This window comes from Kitasatospora sp. NPDC059160 (assembly GCF_042755465.1).
Lineage (GTDB): Bacteria > Actinomycetota > Actinomycetes > Streptomycetales > Streptomycetaceae > Kitasatospora.
Genome location: NZ_JBHZCN010000082.1, coordinates 1 through 18,125, shown reverse-complemented (window position 1 = coordinate 18,125; position 18,125 = coordinate 1). Strand labels below are relative to the sequence as shown.

The window sequence follows — 18,125 nt, the reverse complement described above, 5'->3', positions numbered from 1 at the left end:
GGGGCGGCCGGTGGGGGGTTTTTGGTGGGGGTGGTGTTTCCGGGGGGGGGCGGTGGGGCGCGCGGGCGGTGTCTGGGTGGTCCCCCCTCGGGGCGCGCGGGCCGGGGGGGGGGCCGCCCCGCTCCTGGTAACGGTGGTCGGTCCTGCGGTGATGCGGGCTCCTTCTCCTCCCGGCGGCCGGCCGGGGTCGGTGTGCCTCGATCTGTACGAGTTACAGGTGGGCGAGCTTGTAGAGCACGGGCGCGGCTTCCCTGAGGACGGCCCATTCCTCGTCGTCGAGCCCTTGGGCGAGCTCGGCGAGCCAGACGTTTCGGCGCCGACGACTCTCCGCGAGGATCGTCTCGGCCTGCTCGGTGCTGCTGACGACCACCTGGCGGCGGTCCTCGGGGTGCGGCTCGCGCCGCACCAGCCCCTTCTCCTCCAGCATCGCGACGATCCTGGTCATCGAAGGAGGCTGCACGTGCTCCTTCCGGGCGAGCTCACCCGGCGTCGCCTTCCCGCACCGGGCGAGGGTGCCCAGCACTCCCATCTCGGTGGGACTCAGCGACTCCTCCACCCGTTGGTGTTTGAGTCGTCGGGAGAGGCGCATCGTGGACGACCGCAGCTGTGAGATCGCTGCGAGGTCCGGCTCGGACATCTCGGGCATCTCTTTAGCTTACGTCATTACTCTCGCTAAAGAAAAACGGGTTCCCACCGCGCCGGAGGATCGGCCCGGTGCCATATTGGTGAGGGGTGATCGTTCCCGCCTCCCGGAAGGGCCGACCAGACATGTCCGACCTCGCCTCCGAGCAACCCGCGCAATCCGCACAGTCCGTGCGGCCGGCGCAGTCCGAGCGATCGGCGCAGTCCGTGCAGTCCGCGCCGGACGACTCCGGCTTCGCCCGGCTCGCCATGGTCACCATCGACTGCGCCGACCCGGTCGCGCTGGCCTCGTTCTACGGCGAGCTGCTGGGCTGGGAGACCCGTCACGTGGACGAGCGCTTCGCGATCCTGGACAACCCGGAGGGCGGCAGCCCGCTGGGCTTCGGCCGGGTGACGGGCTACCGCCCGGAGCCGTGGACCGAGCCGGACGGCAGCAAGCACTTCCACCTCGACTTCTACGTGGACGACCTGGAGGAGTCCACCGCGAAGGCCCTCGCGCTCGGCGCGACCGAGCCGAGCTACCAGCACGGCCGCACGCTCAAGGTGCTGATCGACCCGGCCGGGCACCCGTTCGGGCTGGCCCCGCTGGAGTAACGCACCAAGCCGCCCGGAGGCCGTGCGCAGGCGGTGTCAGGGCTTGGTGCCGAGATCTTGCAGACCGCGTAAAGGTCCTTCCTGACCTGGGACTTCACGAAAAGCGCGAACCTTGTGCGACCACCGGGCAGTGGTTACTGTCCCGGGTTGTCAGGGGCATCACCACGCCAGGTCTCCCCTCGGCGGAGCCCCCTCCGTGCCCGTCTGCGCGCGCGTCCCACCCGTTCCCGGTCCCCCGTCGGCCGCCTCCGCCCGAACCCTGGCGCCCTCAACCCCTCGTCCAGGGAGCTCAATTGGGTGAGATCCATCATGCCGACCACGGCTGGGTGACACCGGCGGTCTCGTACTTCGTCGCCTGCCTCGGTGCCTTCGTCGCCCTGCGCAGCGCCCGCTGGGCACTGGTCTCGACGGGCCGCAGCCGCGCCGTCTGGCTGCTCTTCGCCTCGACCTCGCTCGGCGCCGGCATCTGGTCCATGCACTTCATCGCGATGCTCGGCTTCTCCGTCACCGGCGCCGAGATCACCTACCAGCCGGGGCTCACCGTGCTCAGCCTGCTGGTCGCGGTCGCGGTGGTCGGCATCGGGCTGTTCACCGTCGGGTACTGGCGGGGCCACCCCGTGCTGTCCCTGCTGGTCGGCGGACTGACCACCGGGCTCGGGGTCGCCGCGATGCACTACCTGGGCATGGCCGCGATGGTGCTGCCCGGCCGGCTCGGCTACGACCACGTCACCGTCGGGCTCTCGATCGGCATCGCGGTGTTCGCCGCCACGGCCGCGCTCTGGGCCGCGCTGAACATCCGCGGCACCCTCGCGGTGCTGGCGGCGGCGCCGGTGATGGGCGTGGCGGTCTGCGCGATGCACTACACCGGCATGGCGGCGCTCTCGGTCCGCCTCGACGCCTCGCACTCGACCCAGGGCGGGGTGATGGCACTGCAGTTCATCTTCCCGCTCGGGGTCGGGCTCGGCTGCTACGTGTTCTTCGGCTCGCTGGCCTTCGCCGTCTCCCCGAGCAAGCCCAGCACCCAGCCGCTGCTGGTCGGCCCGGCCGCCCCGCTGCCCCCGCGGACGCCCCGCGTCCCGCCGCAGCGGCAGCCGCTGAGCCGCACCGCCGGCAGCCGCCGCTGAGCGGCACCGCCGCCCGGCGCCGAGCCGGGCCGCCGCGCCGAGTCGCGGGCGGCCCCACGACGGACGTCCGGCCGGGTCCCCCACCCCGGCCGGGCGTCACCGCCTCACCGCCGCGCCGGCGGCCACCGCCCCACCGCCGCACCGGGGTTCAGGGCCGACCGAGCAGCCCCGTCAGGTGCTCCGGCGTGGCCGCCGGGCAGGCCTTGCGCACGAAGTCCCGCCGCAGCGCGTGGTACGGCTCGCCCGCCCGGTAGAAGTTGCCGTGCATCCGGCGCAGTTCCTCCGCCCGGTACGCGGCCAGCGGCTTCGCCTCCTCGTCCTCGGCGCGGCGGCGCTTCTTGTCCACCAGCCGCCCGGTGAGCTCCGGCGAGCCGGCCAGCCGGGCGGCCTCCCGGGCCGTCCAGCGGCGGAACTCCGCCGCGTCCCCGCCGGCCGTGCGGTCCACCAGGCCGATCCGGCGGGCGTGCGCGGCCCCGACCGGCAGCGCCTCGGTGGTGAGCCGCTCGGCCTGCTCGGCGCCGACCCGGGCGGGCAGGGTGTACGTCCAGTACTCGGAGCCGTACAGGCCCATCAGCCGGTAGTGCGGGTTGAGCACCGCCGACTCCCGGCACCACACCTCGTCGGCGGCCAGGGCCAGCATCAGTCCGCCGGCCGCCGCGTTGCCGGCCAGCGCGGCGACGGTCAGCTTGTCGTCGGTGGTCAGGACCGCCTCGACCAGGTCGTCCATCGCGTTGATGTTCTCCCAGGACTCCAGCGCCGGGAAGGCCGAGCCCTCGATGACGTTGAGGTGGATCCCGTTGGAGTAGAAGTCCCGGGGCGCGCCCAGCACCAGCACCGAGGTGGGCCGGTCGGCGGCCGCGCGGTAGGCGGCCAGCAGCCGGCGGCACTGCTCGGTGCCCATCGCCCCGCCGGCGTAGGCGAATTCGAGGAAGCCGACCTCGCCGTCCTCGTGGTAGCGCAGCTCCGACCAGGTGTCCCGGCGGGCGGCCTGCTCCGGGGTCACCGGCACCTCGCGGACCCGGTGCAGCTCGTCGGCGAGCACCGTGGCGGCGGGCAGCTTGAAGGTGACCGGCCCGCCCGGGGTGCGGCGCGGGCGCAGCTGGGGGATCCAGACCGCGCCGTCCACGGTGGCCCGGCAGATCGCGCCATCCCGGGTGGCGAGCACGGCGCCGGGCTCGGGGCCGCGCAGTTCGTCCTCGGGGTGGCCGCCGTGCAGGAAGAACTCCTGCCCGTACAGCTCGTCCAGCACGCCGGGCTGGGAGTCGGCGGCGCGCAGCTTGCGCAGCACGGTGGCGGTGTCGTCCTGCTGCCAGTCGATCCGGCGCGTCTCCTGGCGCAGCAGGGGCCGCAGTTCGCCGCGTACGTCGGGGCGGGCGTAGTCGAGCGGTTCGGGGGTGAACAGCCCGCCCTCGTACCGCTGGACGGCCAGCAGGACGGCCTCGACGGCGGCGTCCGCGACCTCGCCCCGGTACAGCTCGCTCTTGCCGCGGTCGGGGACAGGGAACTCGACGCAGGCCCAGATGTCGCCGGCGTCCATCTCCTCGACGGCCTGCAGCACGGTGACGCCCCAGTGCCGGGCGGACTCGGTGATCGCCCAGTCGAGCGAGGAGGGGCCGCGGTCGCCCTTCGGGCCCGGGTGCACGATCAGGACCGTCCGGGTGGACCAGATGTCCGCCGGGACGGCCTTGGTGAGCATCGGGCAGACGATCAGCTCCGGGTCGACCCGGGCCACCGCCTCTCGCATCTGCTCGTCGCCGAGGGCGAGTTGGACGGCGACCTGGTGGCCGCGCTCGCGCAGCTCGGTGTGGACGCGCTGGGTCAGGCTGTTGAACGCGGTGGCGATCAGGAGAATGCGCACAGGGGGCCTCCGGGCAGGGACTGCGGGTCGCGCGGAGGCGATGAAACCACGGCATGGACACGTAATGGTCACGTTCCGTGCCTCGGCGCCCCACTCTCACCCTCCCCGCACACCTGTGCCCCCGGCGTGGCCCCGCTTCGCCGGATCTCCCCAGCCCCTCCCCGGAGTTGGACTGGCGCGCCGTCCGGCCGGAGCTACCGGGGGAAGGCCCGGCGGGCCCGCCAGGTGGTGTGCTCGCGGGAGACGGCGTCCTCGGCCTCGGCGGCCAGCCGGGCCCAGCGCTCCTCGGCGTCCGGCGTCTTGAGGTCGAGGTCGGAGAGCTGGTTGCCGACGTTCTCCAGCTCGCGCGCGGCCAGTTGGTAGGCGGCGGCCAGCGGGCGCAGCTGCTTGAGCTGGGTCCAGGCGATGATCGCGGCGGCCGCGGCCGAGCTGGCCCCGAAGATGTGCACTTCCAGGGCGCCGGTGGCCTGGGCGATCGCCGCGGCGGCACCGATGATGATCAGCGTCGCGATGCCGAGCCCCCAGGAGACCGCCTGGGACTCGCAGGACTCGGCCCGGGAGCGGTACCAGGTCCGCTGGCTCTCGACCCGGGTGCGCAGGTAGAGGGTGCGCCGGGCGGTGAGGCTGCCGGCCCGGGAGCGGCGCATCTCCTCGGTGATCTCCGGGACGCTGCCGGGCGGCACGATCTCCGGGTCCTCGAAGGCCCGCAGCACGTCCTCGACCTGGAGCAGGTAGCCGCGGTCGGCGTCCGGCGAGTCGGCCTCGCCGCCGAACGGCCGGGCCCGCACGCTGTACTTCCAGGCGAGCGTCTTGACCGACTCGGCCGCCGCCCGCGCCTCGTACCACCGGCCCTGCGGGTTGCCGCGGCGCAGCCGGGACCAGAAGTAGCCGGCGATCAGGAAGGCGGCCACCGAGAACAGTGGCTTGATATCGCCGTCGCCCTTGTGGTCCGGGCCCGGGAGCGAGCCGATCAGCGCGGCGACCACCAGCATGGCGATCAGTCCACGGTGCCAGCGGAGCGTCTCGCGCTGTCCGTCCAGCGAGGCCTTGTCCGCCCGCCAGAACAGTTCCGGCAGCAGTCGCGCCTCGACGCCCCCGGGCGGATCCTGTTGCACCATCGGTCGAGTCCCCTCCCCGTCTCCGTCCAGCCAGTATTCCCGCCGCCAACTGCCCTACACGGTCGCCTTTTTGACACCTTCCGACCGCCGGTGATTGCCACCCCCGGCCGGTAACCGGTAGAACCGGTTACATGCCGCTGCACTGGAAGCTCGTCATCGACTGCACCGACCCGCACCGCCAGGCCGCCTTCTGGGGCGCCGCCCTCGACTACACCGTCGAGGACCACACCGCCCTGATCGCCCGCCTGCTGGAGGCCGGCGCGATCACCCCGGACGCCCTCACCGAGGCCGACGGCCGCCCCGCCTGGCGCACCCTCGCCGCCGTCCGCCACCCGGACGACCCGTACGACCCCGCCTCGGACACCGGCCTCGGCCGCCGGATCCTGTTCCAGGCCGTCCCGGAGCCCAAGGAGGGCAAGAACCGCCTCCACCTCGACGTCCACCCCGGCCCGGGCGAGCGCGCGGCCACCGTCACCCGCCTCGAAGCCCTCGGCGCCGCCGTCCTGCACGAGGTCGCCGAGCCCGGCGGCGCCTGGACGGTCATGCACGATCCGGAGGGCAACGAGTTCTGCGTGCACTGAGAAAGCCGTAGGGCCCTCCCCGCACGTGGCGGGGAGGGCCCTACGGGCCGGGCGGCCGTCAGAGCAGGCCGAAGGCCGGCATCAGGTAGTAGAAGGCGAAGACCGCCGCCACCGCGTAGAGCGGCACCGGGACGCTGCGGCCGCGGCCGGCGGCCAGGCGCAGCACGCAGAAGGCGATGAAGCCGAAGCCGATGCCGTTGGTGATGGAGTAGGTGAACGGCATCATCACGATGGTCAGGAAGGCCGGGATCGCGATGGTGTAGTCCGCCCAGTCGATCTCCTTGATCGAGTTGGCCAGGATCAGGAAGCCGACCGTGACCAGGGCCGGGGTGGCGGCCTGGGCGGGGACCATGGTGGCGAGCGGGGTGAGGAACAGCGCCACCACGAAGAGCAGGCCGGTGACGATCGAGGCGAAGCCGGTGCGGGCGCCCTCGCCGACGCCGGCCGTGGACTCGACGAAGCAGGTGTTGGCGGAGGCGGAGGTGGCGCCGCCGGCCGCGGTGGCGATGCCGTCGACCATCAGGATCTTGTTGATGCCCGGCAGGTCGCCCTTCTCGTCCAGCAGGTGGGCCTCGTCGGCGACGCCGAGGATGGTGCCCATCGCGTCGAAGAAGCAGGACATCAGCACGGTGAAGACGAACAGCACGCCGGTGAGCACGCCGACCTTCTCGAACCCGCCGAACAGGCTGACCTTGCCCACCAGCCCGAAGTCGGGGGCGGCCACCGGGTTGCCTGGCCAGGTGGGGACGGTGAGGCCCCACTTGAGCGCCGGCACGTCGGCGACCTTGTCGAGCACCAGGGCGAGCACGGTGGAGGCCGCGATGCTGATCAGGATGGCGCCGGGCACCTTGCGGATGACCAGGACCAGGGTCAGCAGCAGGCCGAAGACGAAGACCAGCACGGGGAAGCCGAGCAGGTGGCCGTTGCCGCCGAGCTGCAGCGGGACGGTGGTGTGGGCGGCGTCCGGGATGCGGCTGACGAAGCCGGAGTCGACCAGGCCGACCAGGCTGATGAACAGGCCGATGCCGATCGCGATGGCCTTGCGCAGGCCGAGCGGCACGGCGTTCATGACCCGCTCGCGCAGGCCGGTGGCGACCAGCAGCATGATCGCGAAGCCGGCCAGCACCACCATGCCCATGGCGTCCGGCCAGGTCATCCTGGGCGCGAGCTGGAGCGCCACGATGGTGTTGACGCCGAGTCCGGCGGCCAGGCCGATCGGCACGTTGCCGATCACGCCCATCAGCAGGGTGGTGAGACCCGCGGTGAGGGCGGTGGCGGTGACCAGCTGGGCGCTGTCCAGGTGGGCCCCGGTCATGTCCGTGGCGCTGGCCAGGATGATCGGGTTCAGCACCAGGATGTACGCCATGGTGAAGAAGGTGGCGACACCGCCGCGGATCTCGCGCGGCAGGCTGGAGCCGCGCTCGCTGATCTTGAAGTAGCGGTCCAGGGCGCTGGTGGGGGGCGCGGGTTCCGCGGGTTCGGGCGACTCGGTGGTCGGCTGGACCACAGGCATGCGTGCGTCCTCTGTGGGGGAGCTGAGGAGGGGGGGAACGCCCGTGGCGACGGCGGCCGGGCGTGGACCCTCAAGTATGGTTTCCCGGTCGCACACGCGCTATCTTCGCGCGTAGAGCCCGCCCCTGGCCGACCTGGCGCCCCGCCGCACCCCTCGGAGCCCCCACCGCCCCGGGAGCCCCCGCGCACCGTACGCTAGGCCCCATGCCCAAGACGCCGCTGCACCCCTCGCCCCCTCCGCTGGAGGCCAATGACGTCGCCATCGTCGGCGCGGGCACGGTGCTGTGGTTCGTCGCCTTCGTCGCCCTGCTCCCCTTCCAGGGCACCCTCTCCGACCACGGCCACGGCACCTGGCCGTGGATCTGCCTCTCCGGCGGCCTGCTCGGCCTGATCGGCCTCTGGTACTGCCGCGCCCGCCGGGACGCGATCGCCCGCAGCCGCGCCGCCGAGGCCGCCGCACCGCAGGCGGACGGCGGCGCCGGTGGCAGCACCGGGGACGGCACCGGCCCTGCCACCCAGTCGGACTGAATAGTCCTTTAGTAGCACGCACCGGACATAAGGCGCCCGTAGAGTCGGTGCCATGACGCAGCCTGCCCAGCCCGCGGAAGAGCAGCAGCCGACCGGCGGAGACCATCCCGACGGAGCGCACCCGCTCGGGCTGCTGCCCGGCCGGCGCGGCGGCCTGACGGCCGCCGAGGTGGCCGAACGGGTGGCGAACGGGCAGGTCAACGACGTCCCGGTACGGTCCAGCCGGTCGACCGAGGAGATCGTCCGGGCCAACGTCTTCACCCGCTTCAACGCCATCATCGGCATCATGTTCGGGATCATCCTGGTCGTCGGACCGATCCAGGACGGCCTGTTCGGGCTGGTCATCGTCGCCAACACGGCGATCGGCATCTTCCAGGAGCTGCGCGCCAAGAAGACCCTGGACAGCCTGGCCCTGATCGGCGAGGCCAGACCGCAGGTCCGCCGGGACGGCGCCGTCCAGCAGATCACCGTCTCCGGGATCGTCCTGGACGACACCGTGCTGCTCGGCATCGGCGACAAGGTGATCGTCGACGGCGAGGTGACCGAGGCGGACGGCCTGGAGATCGACGAGTCGCTGCTCACCGGCGAGCCCGACCCCGTCCTCAAGCAGCCCGGCGACCAGGTGATGTCCGGCAGCTTCGTGGTGGCCGGCGCGGGCGCGTTCACCGCCACCAGGGTCGGCCGGGAGGCCTACGCGGCCCAGCTGGCCGAGGAGGCCAGCAAGTTCACCCTGGTGAAGTCGGAGCTGCGCAGCGGCATCAACAGCATCCTGCGGTTCATCACCTACCTGCTGATCCCCACCGCGATCGGTCTGATCATCAGCCAGCTGGCCGTGGAGGGCCGCGACTGGCGCGAGGCGGTGCGCCGGATGGTGGCGGGCATCGTGCCGATGGTCCCCGAGGGCCTGGTGCTGCTGACCTCGGTGGCCTTCGCGATCGGCGTGATCCGGCTGGGCCGCCAGCAGTGCCTGGTCCAGGAGCTCCCGGCGATCGAGGGCCTGGCCCGGGTGGACACCGTCTGCCTGGACAAGACCGGCACCCTCACCGAGGGCGGCATGGACGTCGTCGACCTGCGGCTGATCGCCGACGGCGGCTCCGCCCCGCCCGAGCGGGACACCGTCCAGCACGCGCTCGCCGTGATGGCCGGGGCCGACGCGCGCCCCAACCCGTCCATGCAGGCCGTGATCGACGCGTACGGGCGCGGCGACGGCGCCGGCCCGGGCGGCCACGGCTGGCGGGTGATCGAGGCGATGCCCTTCTCCTCGGCCCGCAAGTGGAGCGGCGTGCAGCTGCTGGAGCCCCAGGGCGGCGAGGCCAGCTGGCTGCTCGGCGCCCCGGACGTGCTGCTGCCCGCCGGGCACCCGGCGCTCGCCGAGGTGGACGAGCTGGGCGCCAAGGGCCTGCGGGTGCTGCTGCTGGGCCGCACGCCCGTCCCGCTGGACTCCCCCGACCCGGCCGCCGGGCTCACCCCGCTGGCCCTGGTGGTGCTCCAGCAGCGGCTGCGCGCGGACGCCGCTGAGACCCTGCGCTACTTCGAGGGCCAGAACGTCCGGGCCAAGGTGATCTCCGGCGACGCGGCGGTCTCGGTCGGCGCGGTGGCCGGCCACCTCGGGCTGCCCGGCGCGGACCGCCCGGTGGACGCCCGCACCCTGCCGAAGGACCCGGAGCAGCTCGCCGAGACCGCCGACCGGACCAGCGTCTTCGGCCGGGTCACCCCGCAGCAGAAGCGCGAGCTGGTCGGGGCGCTGCAGTCCCGCGGCCACACCGTGGCGATGACCGGCGACGGCGTCAACGACGTGCTGGCGCTCAAGGACGCCGACATCGGCGTGGCGATGGGCACCGGCTCGGACGCCACCAAGGCGGTCGCCCAGATCGTGCTGCTGAACGACTCCTTCGCGACCCTGCCCTCGGTGGTCGCCGAGGGCCGCCGGGTGATCGGCAACATCGAGCGGGTCGCGGGCCTGTTCCTGGTGAAGACGGTCTACTCGGTGCTGCTGGCGCTGCTGGTGATCTTCACCCACTCGCCGTACCCGTTCCTGCCCCGGCACTCCACCGTGCTGTCCACCCTCACCATCGGCGTGCCGGCCTTCTTCCTCGCCCTCGCCCCCAACAACGAGCGGGCCCGCACCGGCTTCGTGAAGCGGGTGCTGCGGCTGGCGATCCCGGGCGGCGCGATCGCCGGCACCGGCACCTTCGTCGCCTACGCGCTGGCCCGCTCCGACCACGCCACCGACCTCAGGGCCGACACCAGCGTGGCCACCCTGACGCTCTTCCTGATCGCCATCTGGGTGCTCGCCATCGTCGCCCGCCCGTACAACTGGTGGCGCCTGCTGCTGATCGGCACCATGGGCCTCGCCTTCGCGCTGGTGCTGCTGGTGCCGTTCCTGTCGAACTTCTTCGAGCTCTCCCTGGTCGGGCAGCGCGACCCGTGGACGGGCGTGGCCATCGCGGTGGTCTGCGGCATCGTCCTGGAGTGCGCCTGGGCCTGGATGAAGCGCCGCGGCATGGAGTGACCGGCCCGCCCCGCCCCCGTCGGCACCCTTAGCATTTCCCCGAGAGGGGGTGCCCGATGGCACGCAGGGGCGGGGATCTGGAGGCGTTCATCGCCTTCCTGGGCGGGCTGCTGGCCGCCGGGCTGGCGGCGCTGGCGATGGCGGGCGTCGGCCTGACGGTCCGGCCGACGCCCGCGGTGAAGACGGCGGCGGTGGTGACGCTCGGCGCGGTCTGGCTGACCGTTACCACCACCGTCTACCTGCGGCTCAGGCCGCGCGACCGCTGAACTCAGCCCTCGAAGTCCCGGGCCGCGGACAGCTCGTACGCCCGGTCCGGCTCGCTGAGCGCGGCCAGCACCTCGAAGCGCCGGTGCCACTGGCCGACCGACCAGGCGAGCCCGGCCGCCAGGCCCTCCGGGGTGGCGGCGTGCAGCAGCCCGGGCACCGGCGGGACCTCGAACTCGTCGTCCTCGTCGCCGGCTTCGGCCAGCTCCGGGTCGTACGGCGGCTCCGGGGCGTCCGCCGCGTGGTCCCAGCGCCAGTCGACGGAGGCCTCGCCGCCGTCCGGGCCGACCACCAGCAGCTCCTCGTGCTCCTCGTAGGCGACCGGGCAGCCGGGCAGCAGCTCCCGCACCACGGCGGGGACCCGGTGCAGCACGCCCTCGGAGAGCACCCGCCCGCCGGCCACCTCGCTGGCCAGCGACACGTGCAGCCGCTCGGCGAGGTCCGCGGCGAGCGCCGGGGCGACCGGCAGCAGCGGGTACGGGTGCAGGAGTTGGACCAGGTCGGGGGCGTCCGCGACGACCGCCTCGGTGGCGTCCACCACCACCGTGTGGTCCGGGCGGCGCCCGGTGGCCGGGTCCAGCGGCGGCAACGCCCGTACCACGTCGAGCGGTTCGATCCGGTCCCGGTCGACCCGGGCCAACGCGCTGTGGATGCCGTGCAGTTGGCGGTGGCCGACCTCGGCGGCCGGGTCGGTGAGCCGGTCCAGCGCCTCGTCCGGGCCGTGCGGCTCGGCGAGCAGCGCGGCCAGCGTGGTGCGCACCCCGAGCGCGTGCAGGAACTGGTCGTCCAGGGTGGTGCGGGCCTCGTCGTACAGGCCGCGCAGCAGCGGGTCGGCCCCGGCGGCGCGCAGCCCGGCCGGCTCGCGGCCGCCCAGCACCGGGTGGTCGCGCAGCCACCACGCGGTGTACGGCGGGAGGTCGGCGTAGCTGCCGTCGGGCAGCAGGGTGCGCACCGGGTTGACCACGGCCTCCCGGTACGGCGGGCGGGCGAGCGCGGCGAGCGCCTCGGGCCAGGCGTCGTCGTCCACCAGGTCGAGGTCGCGCACGGCCAGCAGTTCGGCGGCCACGGGCGGGACCCCGAGCACCTCGTCGGCGTTCAGCGCCTCCAGGGCGTCCTCGGCCCACTCGGCGAGCCCGTCGGGGGCCTCGTCCAGCAGCCCGGTGGGGTGCCCGCCGGCCGCCCGGTCGGCGGGCGCGGTCGGGTCGAGCCGCTCCAGGTCGTCCGGGTCGAGCACCACGTCCTCGGCGCGCACCAGCACGAAGTCGGCCAGCACGCCGACGGCGGCCAGCACCTCGGGGCCCCAGCGCTCCAGCAGCTCGTCGTCCACCCAGCCGGCGTCCTCCTCGCGGGCGAGCGCCGCGAACGGGCTGTCGGGCAGCACCAGTTCGCCCGCCCGGGCGGGCTCGCCCTCGTCGTCCAGCAGCGCCAGCCGGGCCAGCCAGGGGTGCTCGCCGACGGCCGGGGCGGCGGCCTTCACCAGGGCCAGGACGGCGTCGGCCAGCTCCAGCGCGGCGTCCAGGTCGTCGTCGGCCAGCTCGTAGGAGCGGGCGACGGCGGCCCGCACCTCGGGGGTGTCCAGCACCCCGGCCGGGGTGGCGGTGCCGGCGCCCAGCTTGGCCAGCAGCGGGTGGGCGGCCTCGGGGTGGGCCAGCCGCAGGTCGAGCGCGGCGAGTGCCCCGGCCAGCGACTCGGGGTAGCCGGGGAAGGCCGCCCAGTCGGCGTCCTCGGAGGGCAGCAGGACCCGCCGGGGCCCGGTGACGGTCCGTCCGTCGGCGAGCGGCACGGGCAGCGCGCCGAGCGCCTCCGGGTCGGCCGCGCCGAGCGCCGCGTACAGGTTGCGCCACCAGGCCGGGTCGCGGTCCAGCCCGCCGAGCTGGTCGACCACGTCGGCCAGCGGCACCCGGCGCACGTTCAGCACCCGCAGCTCGGTGCGGCGCTCCAGTCCGGCCGGCAGCAGGCCGGGGAAGATCGGCGCGAGCGCCTCCACCACCGAGCCGTCCGCGCCCTCCAGCAGCGTGGCGTCGCGCGGCCGCAGCGCGGGCGTGCCCTCCTCGACGCCGCCGGGGTGCGGCAGGAACGGCGTGCCGGGCAGCCGGGAGAGCACCGCCGCGCGCAGCGCGTTGTCCAGCGCGCCCTGCCCGAGCGGCCCGGGGACGAGGCCGAGCGAGCCGAGGTCGGCGCCGCGGGCGCGCAGCAGGTCGGTGTAGCTGTCGGCGGCGCGCTCGGTGAGGAAGTCGGTGAGCGCGCCGGGGGCGATGTGCCGGCGGGTGGAGTCCAGCGGGTAGGAGGCGATCAGCAGCGCGGGCAGGCCGATCGGCTCGTCGCTGGGGGTGGGCGCGTGCAGCACCGGCGCGATGGCGGGCCGCTGCGGAGTGCCGTCCTCCTCGACCGGGACGGCCCAGGTCACCGTCCAGTACGGGCGGGCGCGCTCCTCGGTGGGCCGGTCGGTGAGCAGTTCGGCGGCCAGCCGGCCGGTGGCGCCGGCGGTCTGCCAGAGGGTGCGCCGCAGCCGGCCGCCCCCGTCGTCGGTGACGGTCACCTCGGTGACGCCGTCCGGGCGGGGCTCGGCGGCGCTGCGGGTGAGCGTGCGGGTGCCCTCCGGAGTCTCCACCACGACCTCGGACAGGCCGGGCAGGGTGAGCAGCAGGGCGTCGTCGACGGCGGTCAGCAGACGGCGGGTCAGGTCTTCGGCGGCGGCGTCGCGCAGCGGCAGCACCACCACGGTGTCGTAGCCGTCCGGGGCCGGGCCCTCGGCGGCGAAGGGCAGCCGCAGCAGCGGCACGTGGCCGTCCCGGCGGCGCAGTTCGTCGGCCAGCGCGGGCTGCGCCTCGGCGAGCGAGCGGGCCTCGCCCAGCGACCAGCGCACCCCGCCGGCAGCACCGAGCACGGCGGGCTCGTCGGTGACGGCGAGGACGGCGGCGAAGCCGACCCCGAACCGGCCGACGGCGGGCTCCTCGCCGCGCTTGGAGGAGGCGCGCAGGGTGGACAGCGACTCGACGGCCGCCGCGTCCAGCGGGGCGCCGGTGTTGGCGGCGGCGAGCACGCCGTCGGCCAGGGTCAGCCGCAGCCGCCCGGGGCCGCGCCCGGCCCGGACCGCGGCGTCGGCCGCGTTCTGCGCCAACTCGACCACCAGGCGGTCGCGGTAGCCGCCGAGCGCCAGCTCCTCCTCGGCGTTGGCGTCCTCCCGGAACCGGGCCGGGGAGGCGGCCCAGGCGTCCAGCACCCGCCGGCGCAGCGCGGCGCTCCCGAACGGGTCCGCGAGGTGCTCGTCCGTGCCGCTGCCGATGATCCGAGGTTCCACGGGACCTGCCACCTTCCGCCGCCCTGTACGTCGTAGGGCATTCTTCCCTGCCCCACCGACTGCTCCCGACCACCGCCCGGTCCGGGGGCGGCGCAGGGCCCGGCCGGGCGCGGGAATCCGCAGGCGGGGGCCGGTCGGCGGCGGACCGTCCGGCCGCACGGTCCGCCACTCCCGTCCCAGGGGGACCAGGAGCACCACGGGAGCCGGCGGAGGGCGGAGCGGGCCGGCGAAAGCGGAGAAAGGCCGAGGGGACCGGAGGGAGGCCGAGGGGGTCGGAGGGGGCGGAACCGCCGGGCCGGCACCCCACTGCCGGGGCCCGACGGCCCGCCCTGCTGCCGCCCGTGGGCTGGGGGGAGTCCCCACGGACGGCAGGCGGGCGGGGCCCCGCCACCGGCGGGCGCCCCTACCGGCAACAACGTCGCGGCCCGCCCCACCGGTTCAGTGGGACGGGCCGCGGACGGGGAACGTCAGGAGTGGCCGAGCTCCTCGGCCGGGGCGTCCGGCTCGACCGAGCCGGAGGTCCGGTCCGGGTGGAGCTGCAGCGGCTCGACCACCAGCTCGTCCAGGATCAGCTCGGACGGCGCCGGCGGGGCCGGGATGACGGCCGCCTCGGAGTGCCCGCCGCAGCCGTACGCGAAGGAGACGATCTGGCCGTCGGCCGGGCCGAACTCGTTGCCGCACACGCCGAAGGCCTGTCCGAGCGAGCCGCCGATCGTGATCAGGAAGCCGCAGCTGCCGCACGCCGCCGGGGCGGCCTGCGCCATCGGGGTCTGCGAGCCGTGGGCCTTCTCCCAGCGGTCGGCGGCCAGGTGCAGGCCGAGCCGGGAGAGGACCCTGCTGCGGCCCAGGCCGAGCTCCTCGGCGACGGCGTTGATCCGGGCGCGGGCCGGCGCGGGCTGGACGTGCGGGTCGCTGAGGACCACGTCCTCCTCGGCGGCCAGGGCGACGGCGGAGTTCGGCGCGGGCTCGTCCTCGCCGGTCCAGCCCGGCTCAAGCCGGGCGTCGTCGGCGCCGGTGGGCAGCAGGTCGCCGGGGCCCATGTCGCCCGGGCGCAGCCGCTCGCTCCACGGCACCCACTCCGGCGCGAGCACCGCGTCGGGGCCGGGCAGCAGCACGACCTCGTCCACGGTCACGTTCTTCGCGCGCGGGGCCCGGGCGACGGTGACCGCCCAGTGCCAGCCGCGGTAGGCCGCGTCCAGGCACTCGAAGCTGTGGGTGACGACGCGGTCGGCGTCCGCCTGCGCACCGAGGTGCGGGCCGACGGCCTCGGGCCCGACGGCCTCCTCGGCAGCCTGGCGGGCGAGTTCGACGGCGTCGGCACAGAGCCGGTCGGGGGTACGGCTTCGCATCGCAGCACTCACGGCGTCGATTCTCTCCCAGTTCTTCTGTCGCCCACGGCGTGTTGCCTTCTCCGTCGCGGCTCGGTAGTCCCGCGTCCATTCTGCGCGACCTGGGGCCGCCACGGGTACCGACCGCGCCGCCCGTCCGGCCTGCCGGCGCCCCGGCGCCCACGCGGGCGGACCTTGGGGCAGGCTACCCGCCGGTCGGCGCCCCGGCACAGTCCGGGGCGGAGCCGAGCCTTCCGGAGGCCGCGCCGAGCGGAGCCGAATCCCGCGTCACCCCGGCGAATCTGGGGCAGGATGGGCTTGTGGCGGACGAAAACCCGTCGCAGCACGCACTGCGCCCCTCGCAGGCCGGCAGCCCCGACGAGACGCAGGCCGCGCCGCGACAACAGTCTCCCCTCCCCGATGCGGGCGAACCGCGGCCGGTGGCGGGCGGCGGGCCGTCCGCAGCCGACCGGGTCGACCTGGAGAAGCCCGACCGCCCCGTCACGGAAGCCGTCACGGGCGCCGACGAGGAAACCGTCACGGAAGCGGTCGCGGGAGCCGCCGAGGAAGCCGACGAGGACGCCCCCGAGCCCCACCGCCCCTTCCTGGTCCGCACCGCCTCCGCCGCCGGCCTGCGCACCGGCAAGCTGGTGCACGGCACCGGCCGCCGGATCCGCCGGGCCACCTCGGCCGAGGGCGCGGGCGAGTCCGGCCTGGCGAAGCTGATCGAGCTGCACGCGCTGAACTCCTTCGGCGACATGCTGATCACCATCGCGCTGGCCTCCACCATCTTCTTCTCGGTCCCCACCGGCGAGGCCCGCGGCCGGGTCGCGCTCTACCTGCTGATCACGATGGCGCCGTTCGCCCTGCTCGCCCCGGTGATCGGCCCGCTGCTGGACCGGCTGCCGCACGGCCGCCGGGCCGCCATGGCGATGTCGATGCTGGCCCGGGCCGTACTGGCCTGGACGATGGCCGGGGTGATCTCCGGCGGCGGCATCGCGCTCTACCCGGAGGCGCTGGGCGTGCTGGTGGCGTCCAAGGCGTACGGGGTGGTGCGCAGCGTGGTGGTGCCCCGGCTGCTGCCGAGCCGGCTGTCGCTGGTGAAGGCGAACTCCCGGGTCACCCTGGCCGGGCTGCTGGCCACCGGGGTGGCGGCCGCGGTGGGCGGGCTGCTGCACCTGATCGGGCCCGGCTGGCCGCTGCGCGGCGCCTTCCTGGTGTTCGTGATCGGCACCCTGATGGCCTTCCACCTGCCGCACGCGGTGGACTCGGCGAAGGGCGAGCAGCGGGCCGTGCTGCACGCCGAGGTGTCCGCCGAGGCCCCGGGCGGCGGCTCGCACCTGACCCACCACAAGCCCCCGAAGGTCAAGGCCTCGCTGCGCACCGTCGGCCCCTCGGTGGTGCTGGCGCTGCGGGCGATGGCGGGGATGCGCTGGCTGGTCGGCTTCCTGGTGTTCTTCCTGGCCTTCCTGCTGCGCACCGACCCGATCGGCGGCCTGCGGCCGACCCTGGCGCTGGGCCTGGTGGCGCTGGCCGCCGGGACGGGCAACGCGCTGGGCTCGGTGCTGGGCTCCTGGCTGCGCACCCGGGGCCCGGAGGCGACGGTCACCGCGATGCTGCTGCTGGCGACCTGTGTGACGGCGGCGGCGGCGCTCTGGTACGGCGTGGTGACGGTGGTTCTGGTCGCCGCGGTGTCCGGGATGGCGGCCTCGTTCGGCAAGCTGGCGCTGGACGCGCTGATCCAGCGGGACGTCCCGGAGGCGGTGCGGACCTCGGCGTTCGCCCGTTCGGAGACCCTGATGCAGATGTCCTGGGTGGTCGGCGGCGGGGTCGGGATCGTGCTGCCGCTGAACGGGGTGCTGGGCCTGTCGATCGCCGCCTCGGTGGTCGGCCTGGTGCTGCTGTGGACGGCCCGCTCGCTGCTGCGGCTGGGCCTGCGGCGGCACCCGGCCGCGCCCAGGGTGGCCTGAAACGGCCTGAACCGGTCGGTTTCCACGACGGGGCAACACGCGGTGGCCGACCCCCGCGTCGCGTGATCGCCCGGGCCCGGTAGATTCTGTCGCATGAGCCTCAATACCCGTGTCATCGCCGCCCTCGGCGCCGTCGTCGTGGTCGGCGCCGCCACGGTGGGCACCTCCGTCGCGATCGCCGCCGGGCAGACCGAGCACAACACCCACCGGGCCACCCTCCAGGTCGGCACCACGTCGACCGTCGCGGACCCGCTGTGCTGGAACGGCGGCAGCCCGCTGAGCGACGACCAGCAGGACCAGTGCCAGACCGCGGCCAAGCAGGCCCTGGCCAGCGGCGACCTCCCGCAGTCCGACGTGCGGGCGAGCGACCGGATCGGCGTCGGCGTCAGCCCGAACGTGGCCAAGACCGGCTGGTGGGCCTCCAGCAACGGTGGCGCCAGCAGCCAGGGCGGGCAGACCAGCCTGTTCTCCTACGCCCAGGGCCCGAGCTTCTCCGGCTCCCAGACCGCGGGCAAGGTGCTGAACTCCAGCGGCAAGACCGTGATCACCGTGGTCGAGATCGACAAGAAGTCGGAGAGCCCGATCGCGGTGTGGTACTTCCAGCTGAACACCAAGAACGACTGACGCTCCCCGCGATGACCGCACAGGTCTCCGAAGCGCACCCCGGGCAGCCGGGCCCCGAACGGGCCCGGCTGCTCGTGGTCGTCGCGGTGCCGGCCGAGGCCGAGGCGGTGCTGCGCGGCCTGCCCGGCGGCGCCGCCGACCTGCCGCTGCCCGGCGGCACCCTGCACCC

Annotated in this window: 14 protein-coding genes; 8 read left to right on the top strand and 6 right to left on the bottom strand. The window is 74.6% G+C overall.

Going from position 1 to position 18,125, the window contains the following annotated elements:
• Window positions 1–211: 211 nt before the first annotated feature.
• Window positions 212–646, bottom strand: a complete 435-nt coding sequence (locus tag ACFXOZ_RS29915; protein ID WP_375888556.1) for a MarR family winged helix-turn-helix transcriptional regulator — start codon at window positions 644–646, stop codon at window positions 212–214.
• Window positions 647–768: 122 nt separating this feature from the next.
• Here ACFXOZ_RS29915 and ACFXOZ_RS29910 point away from each other — a divergent pair, with 122 nt between their 5' ends.
• Together ACFXOZ_RS29910 and ACFXOZ_RS29905 are read left to right on the top strand one after the other, a co-directional pair.
• Complete coding sequence (locus ACFXOZ_RS29910; protein ID WP_375888559.1) at window positions 769–1,236, top strand: VOC family protein; 468 nt, start codon at window positions 769–771, stop codon at window positions 1,234–1,236.
• Window positions 1,237–1,529: 293 nt separating this feature from the next.
• Window positions 1,530–2,360, top strand: coding sequence for an MHYT domain-containing protein (locus ACFXOZ_RS29905; RefSeq protein WP_380533109.1), 831 nt, complete (start codon window positions 1,530–1,532; stop codon window positions 2,358–2,360).
• A 148-nt stretch (window positions 2,361–2,508) separates the two neighbouring features.
• Here the strand turns inward: ACFXOZ_RS29905 and ACFXOZ_RS29900 are convergent, their stop codons facing one another.
• Both ACFXOZ_RS29900 and ACFXOZ_RS29895 read right to left on the bottom strand, forming a co-directional pair.
• On the bottom strand, window positions 2,509–4,218 hold the full coding sequence (locus ACFXOZ_RS29900; RefSeq protein WP_380593333.1) for a hydrogenase maturation protein: 1,710 nt from the start codon (window positions 4,216–4,218) through the stop codon (window positions 2,509–2,511).
• Between the two features lie 194 nt (window positions 4,219–4,412).
• Entirely contained in the window at window positions 4,413–5,336 is a 924-nt protein-coding gene (locus ACFXOZ_RS29895) for a DUF4231 domain-containing protein (RefSeq protein WP_375888566.1), read from the bottom strand.
• Window positions 5,337–5,467: 131 nt separating this feature from the next.
• Between ACFXOZ_RS29895 and ACFXOZ_RS29890 the strand changes: the two genes are divergently transcribed.
• Entirely contained in the window at window positions 5,468–5,917 is a 450-nt protein-coding gene (locus ACFXOZ_RS29890; protein ID WP_380526264.1) for a VOC family protein, read from the top strand.
• 58 nt (window positions 5,918–5,975) lie between these two features.
• Here ACFXOZ_RS29890 and ACFXOZ_RS29885 read toward each other — a convergent pair whose 3' ends face one another.
• Window positions 5,976–7,430, bottom strand: coding sequence for an NCS2 family permease (locus ACFXOZ_RS29885; RefSeq protein ID WP_380526266.1), 1,455 nt, complete (start codon window positions 7,428–7,430; stop codon window positions 5,976–5,978).
• Window positions 7,431–7,633: 203 nt separating this feature from the next.
• On the opposite strand from ACFXOZ_RS29885, the gene ACFXOZ_RS29880 reads away from it, so the two are divergent.
• From ACFXOZ_RS29880 to ACFXOZ_RS29870, 3 genes are read left to right on the top strand one after another with little or no spacing between them, the layout of a single operon-like run.
• Entirely contained in the window at window positions 7,634–7,957 is a 324-nt protein-coding gene (locus ACFXOZ_RS29880) for a DUF2530 domain-containing protein (protein WP_375888574.1), read from the top strand.
• Window positions 7,958–8,009: 52 nt separating this feature from the next.
• Entirely contained in the window at window positions 8,010–10,469 is a 2,460-nt protein-coding gene (locus ACFXOZ_RS29875) for an HAD-IC family P-type ATPase (RefSeq protein ID WP_375888576.1), read from the top strand.
• 56 nt (window positions 10,470–10,525) lie between these two features.
• Window positions 10,526–10,735 (top strand): hypothetical protein, encoded by a 210-nt coding sequence (locus ACFXOZ_RS29870; protein ID WP_380526270.1) that lies wholly within the window; start codon window positions 10,526–10,528, stop codon window positions 10,733–10,735.
• Between the two features lie 2 nt (window positions 10,736–10,737).
• Here the strand turns inward: ACFXOZ_RS29870 and ACFXOZ_RS29865 are convergent, their stop codons facing one another.
• Together ACFXOZ_RS29865 and ACFXOZ_RS29860 are read right to left on the bottom strand one after the other, a co-directional pair.
• A complete protein-coding gene (locus ACFXOZ_RS29865) occupies window positions 10,738–14,034 on the bottom strand; it encodes a sacsin N-terminal ATP-binding-like domain-containing protein (RefSeq protein WP_380526272.1) in 3,297 nt (1,098 codons plus the stop codon).
• A gap of 467 nt (window positions 14,035–14,501) precedes the next feature.
• Window positions 14,502–15,383 carry a DUF3027 domain-containing protein gene (locus ACFXOZ_RS29860; RefSeq protein ID WP_375888854.1) on the bottom strand — a complete coding sequence of 294 codons (882 nt, stop codon included), beginning with the start codon at window positions 15,381–15,383 and terminating at the stop codon, window positions 14,502–14,504.
• A gap of 584 nt (window positions 15,384–15,967) precedes the next feature.
• Here ACFXOZ_RS29860 and ACFXOZ_RS29855 point away from each other — a divergent pair.
• Window positions 15,968–17,332, top strand: coding sequence for an MFS transporter (locus ACFXOZ_RS29855; RefSeq protein ID WP_380593343.1), 1,365 nt, complete (start codon window positions 15,968–15,970; stop codon window positions 17,330–17,332).
• 93 nt (window positions 17,333–17,425) lie between these two features.
• Window positions 17,426–17,956 carry a hypothetical protein gene (locus ACFXOZ_RS29850; RefSeq protein ID WP_375888585.1) on the top strand — a complete coding sequence of 177 codons (531 nt, stop codon included), beginning with the start codon at window positions 17,426–17,428 and terminating at the stop codon, window positions 17,954–17,956.
• Window positions 17,957–18,125 lie beyond the last annotated feature (169 nt).

Excerpts from the sequence above, each read along its gene's own strand:
- ACFXOZ_RS29875 (WP_375888576.1), top strand. The coding sequence starts at position 8,010 with ATGACGCAGCCTGCCCAGCCCGCGGAAGAGCAGCAGCCGACCGGCGGA.
- ACFXOZ_RS29890 (WP_380526264.1), top strand. The coding sequence starts at position 5,468 with ATGCCGCTGCACTGGAAGCTCGTCATCGACTGCACCGACCCGCACCGC.
- ACFXOZ_RS29885 (WP_380526266.1), bottom strand. The coding sequence starts at position 7,430 with ATGCCTGTGGTCCAGCCGACCACCGAGTCGCCCGAACCCGCGGAACCC.
- ACFXOZ_RS29870 (WP_380526270.1), top strand. The coding sequence starts at position 10,526 with ATGGCACGCAGGGGCGGGGATCTGGAGGCGTTCATCGCCTTCCTGGGC.
- ACFXOZ_RS29915 (WP_375888556.1), bottom strand. The coding sequence starts at position 646 with ATGCCCGAGATGTCCGAGCCGGACCTCGCAGCGATCTCACAGCTGCGG.
- ACFXOZ_RS29850 (WP_375888585.1), top strand. The coding sequence starts at position 17,426 with ATGAGCCTCAATACCCGTGTCATCGCCGCCCTCGGCGCCGTCGTCGTG.
- ACFXOZ_RS29860 (WP_375888854.1), bottom strand. The coding sequence starts at position 15,383 with ATGCGAAGCCGTACCCCCGACCGGCTCTGTGCCGACGCCGTCGAACTC.
- ACFXOZ_RS29895 (WP_375888566.1), bottom strand. The coding sequence starts at position 5,336 with ATGGTGCAACAGGATCCGCCCGGGGGCGTCGAGGCGCGACTGCTGCCG.
- ACFXOZ_RS29910 (WP_375888559.1), top strand. The coding sequence starts at position 769 with ATGTCCGACCTCGCCTCCGAGCAACCCGCGCAATCCGCACAGTCCGTG.
- ACFXOZ_RS29880 (WP_375888574.1), top strand. The coding sequence starts at position 7,634 with ATGCCCAAGACGCCGCTGCACCCCTCGCCCCCTCCGCTGGAGGCCAAT.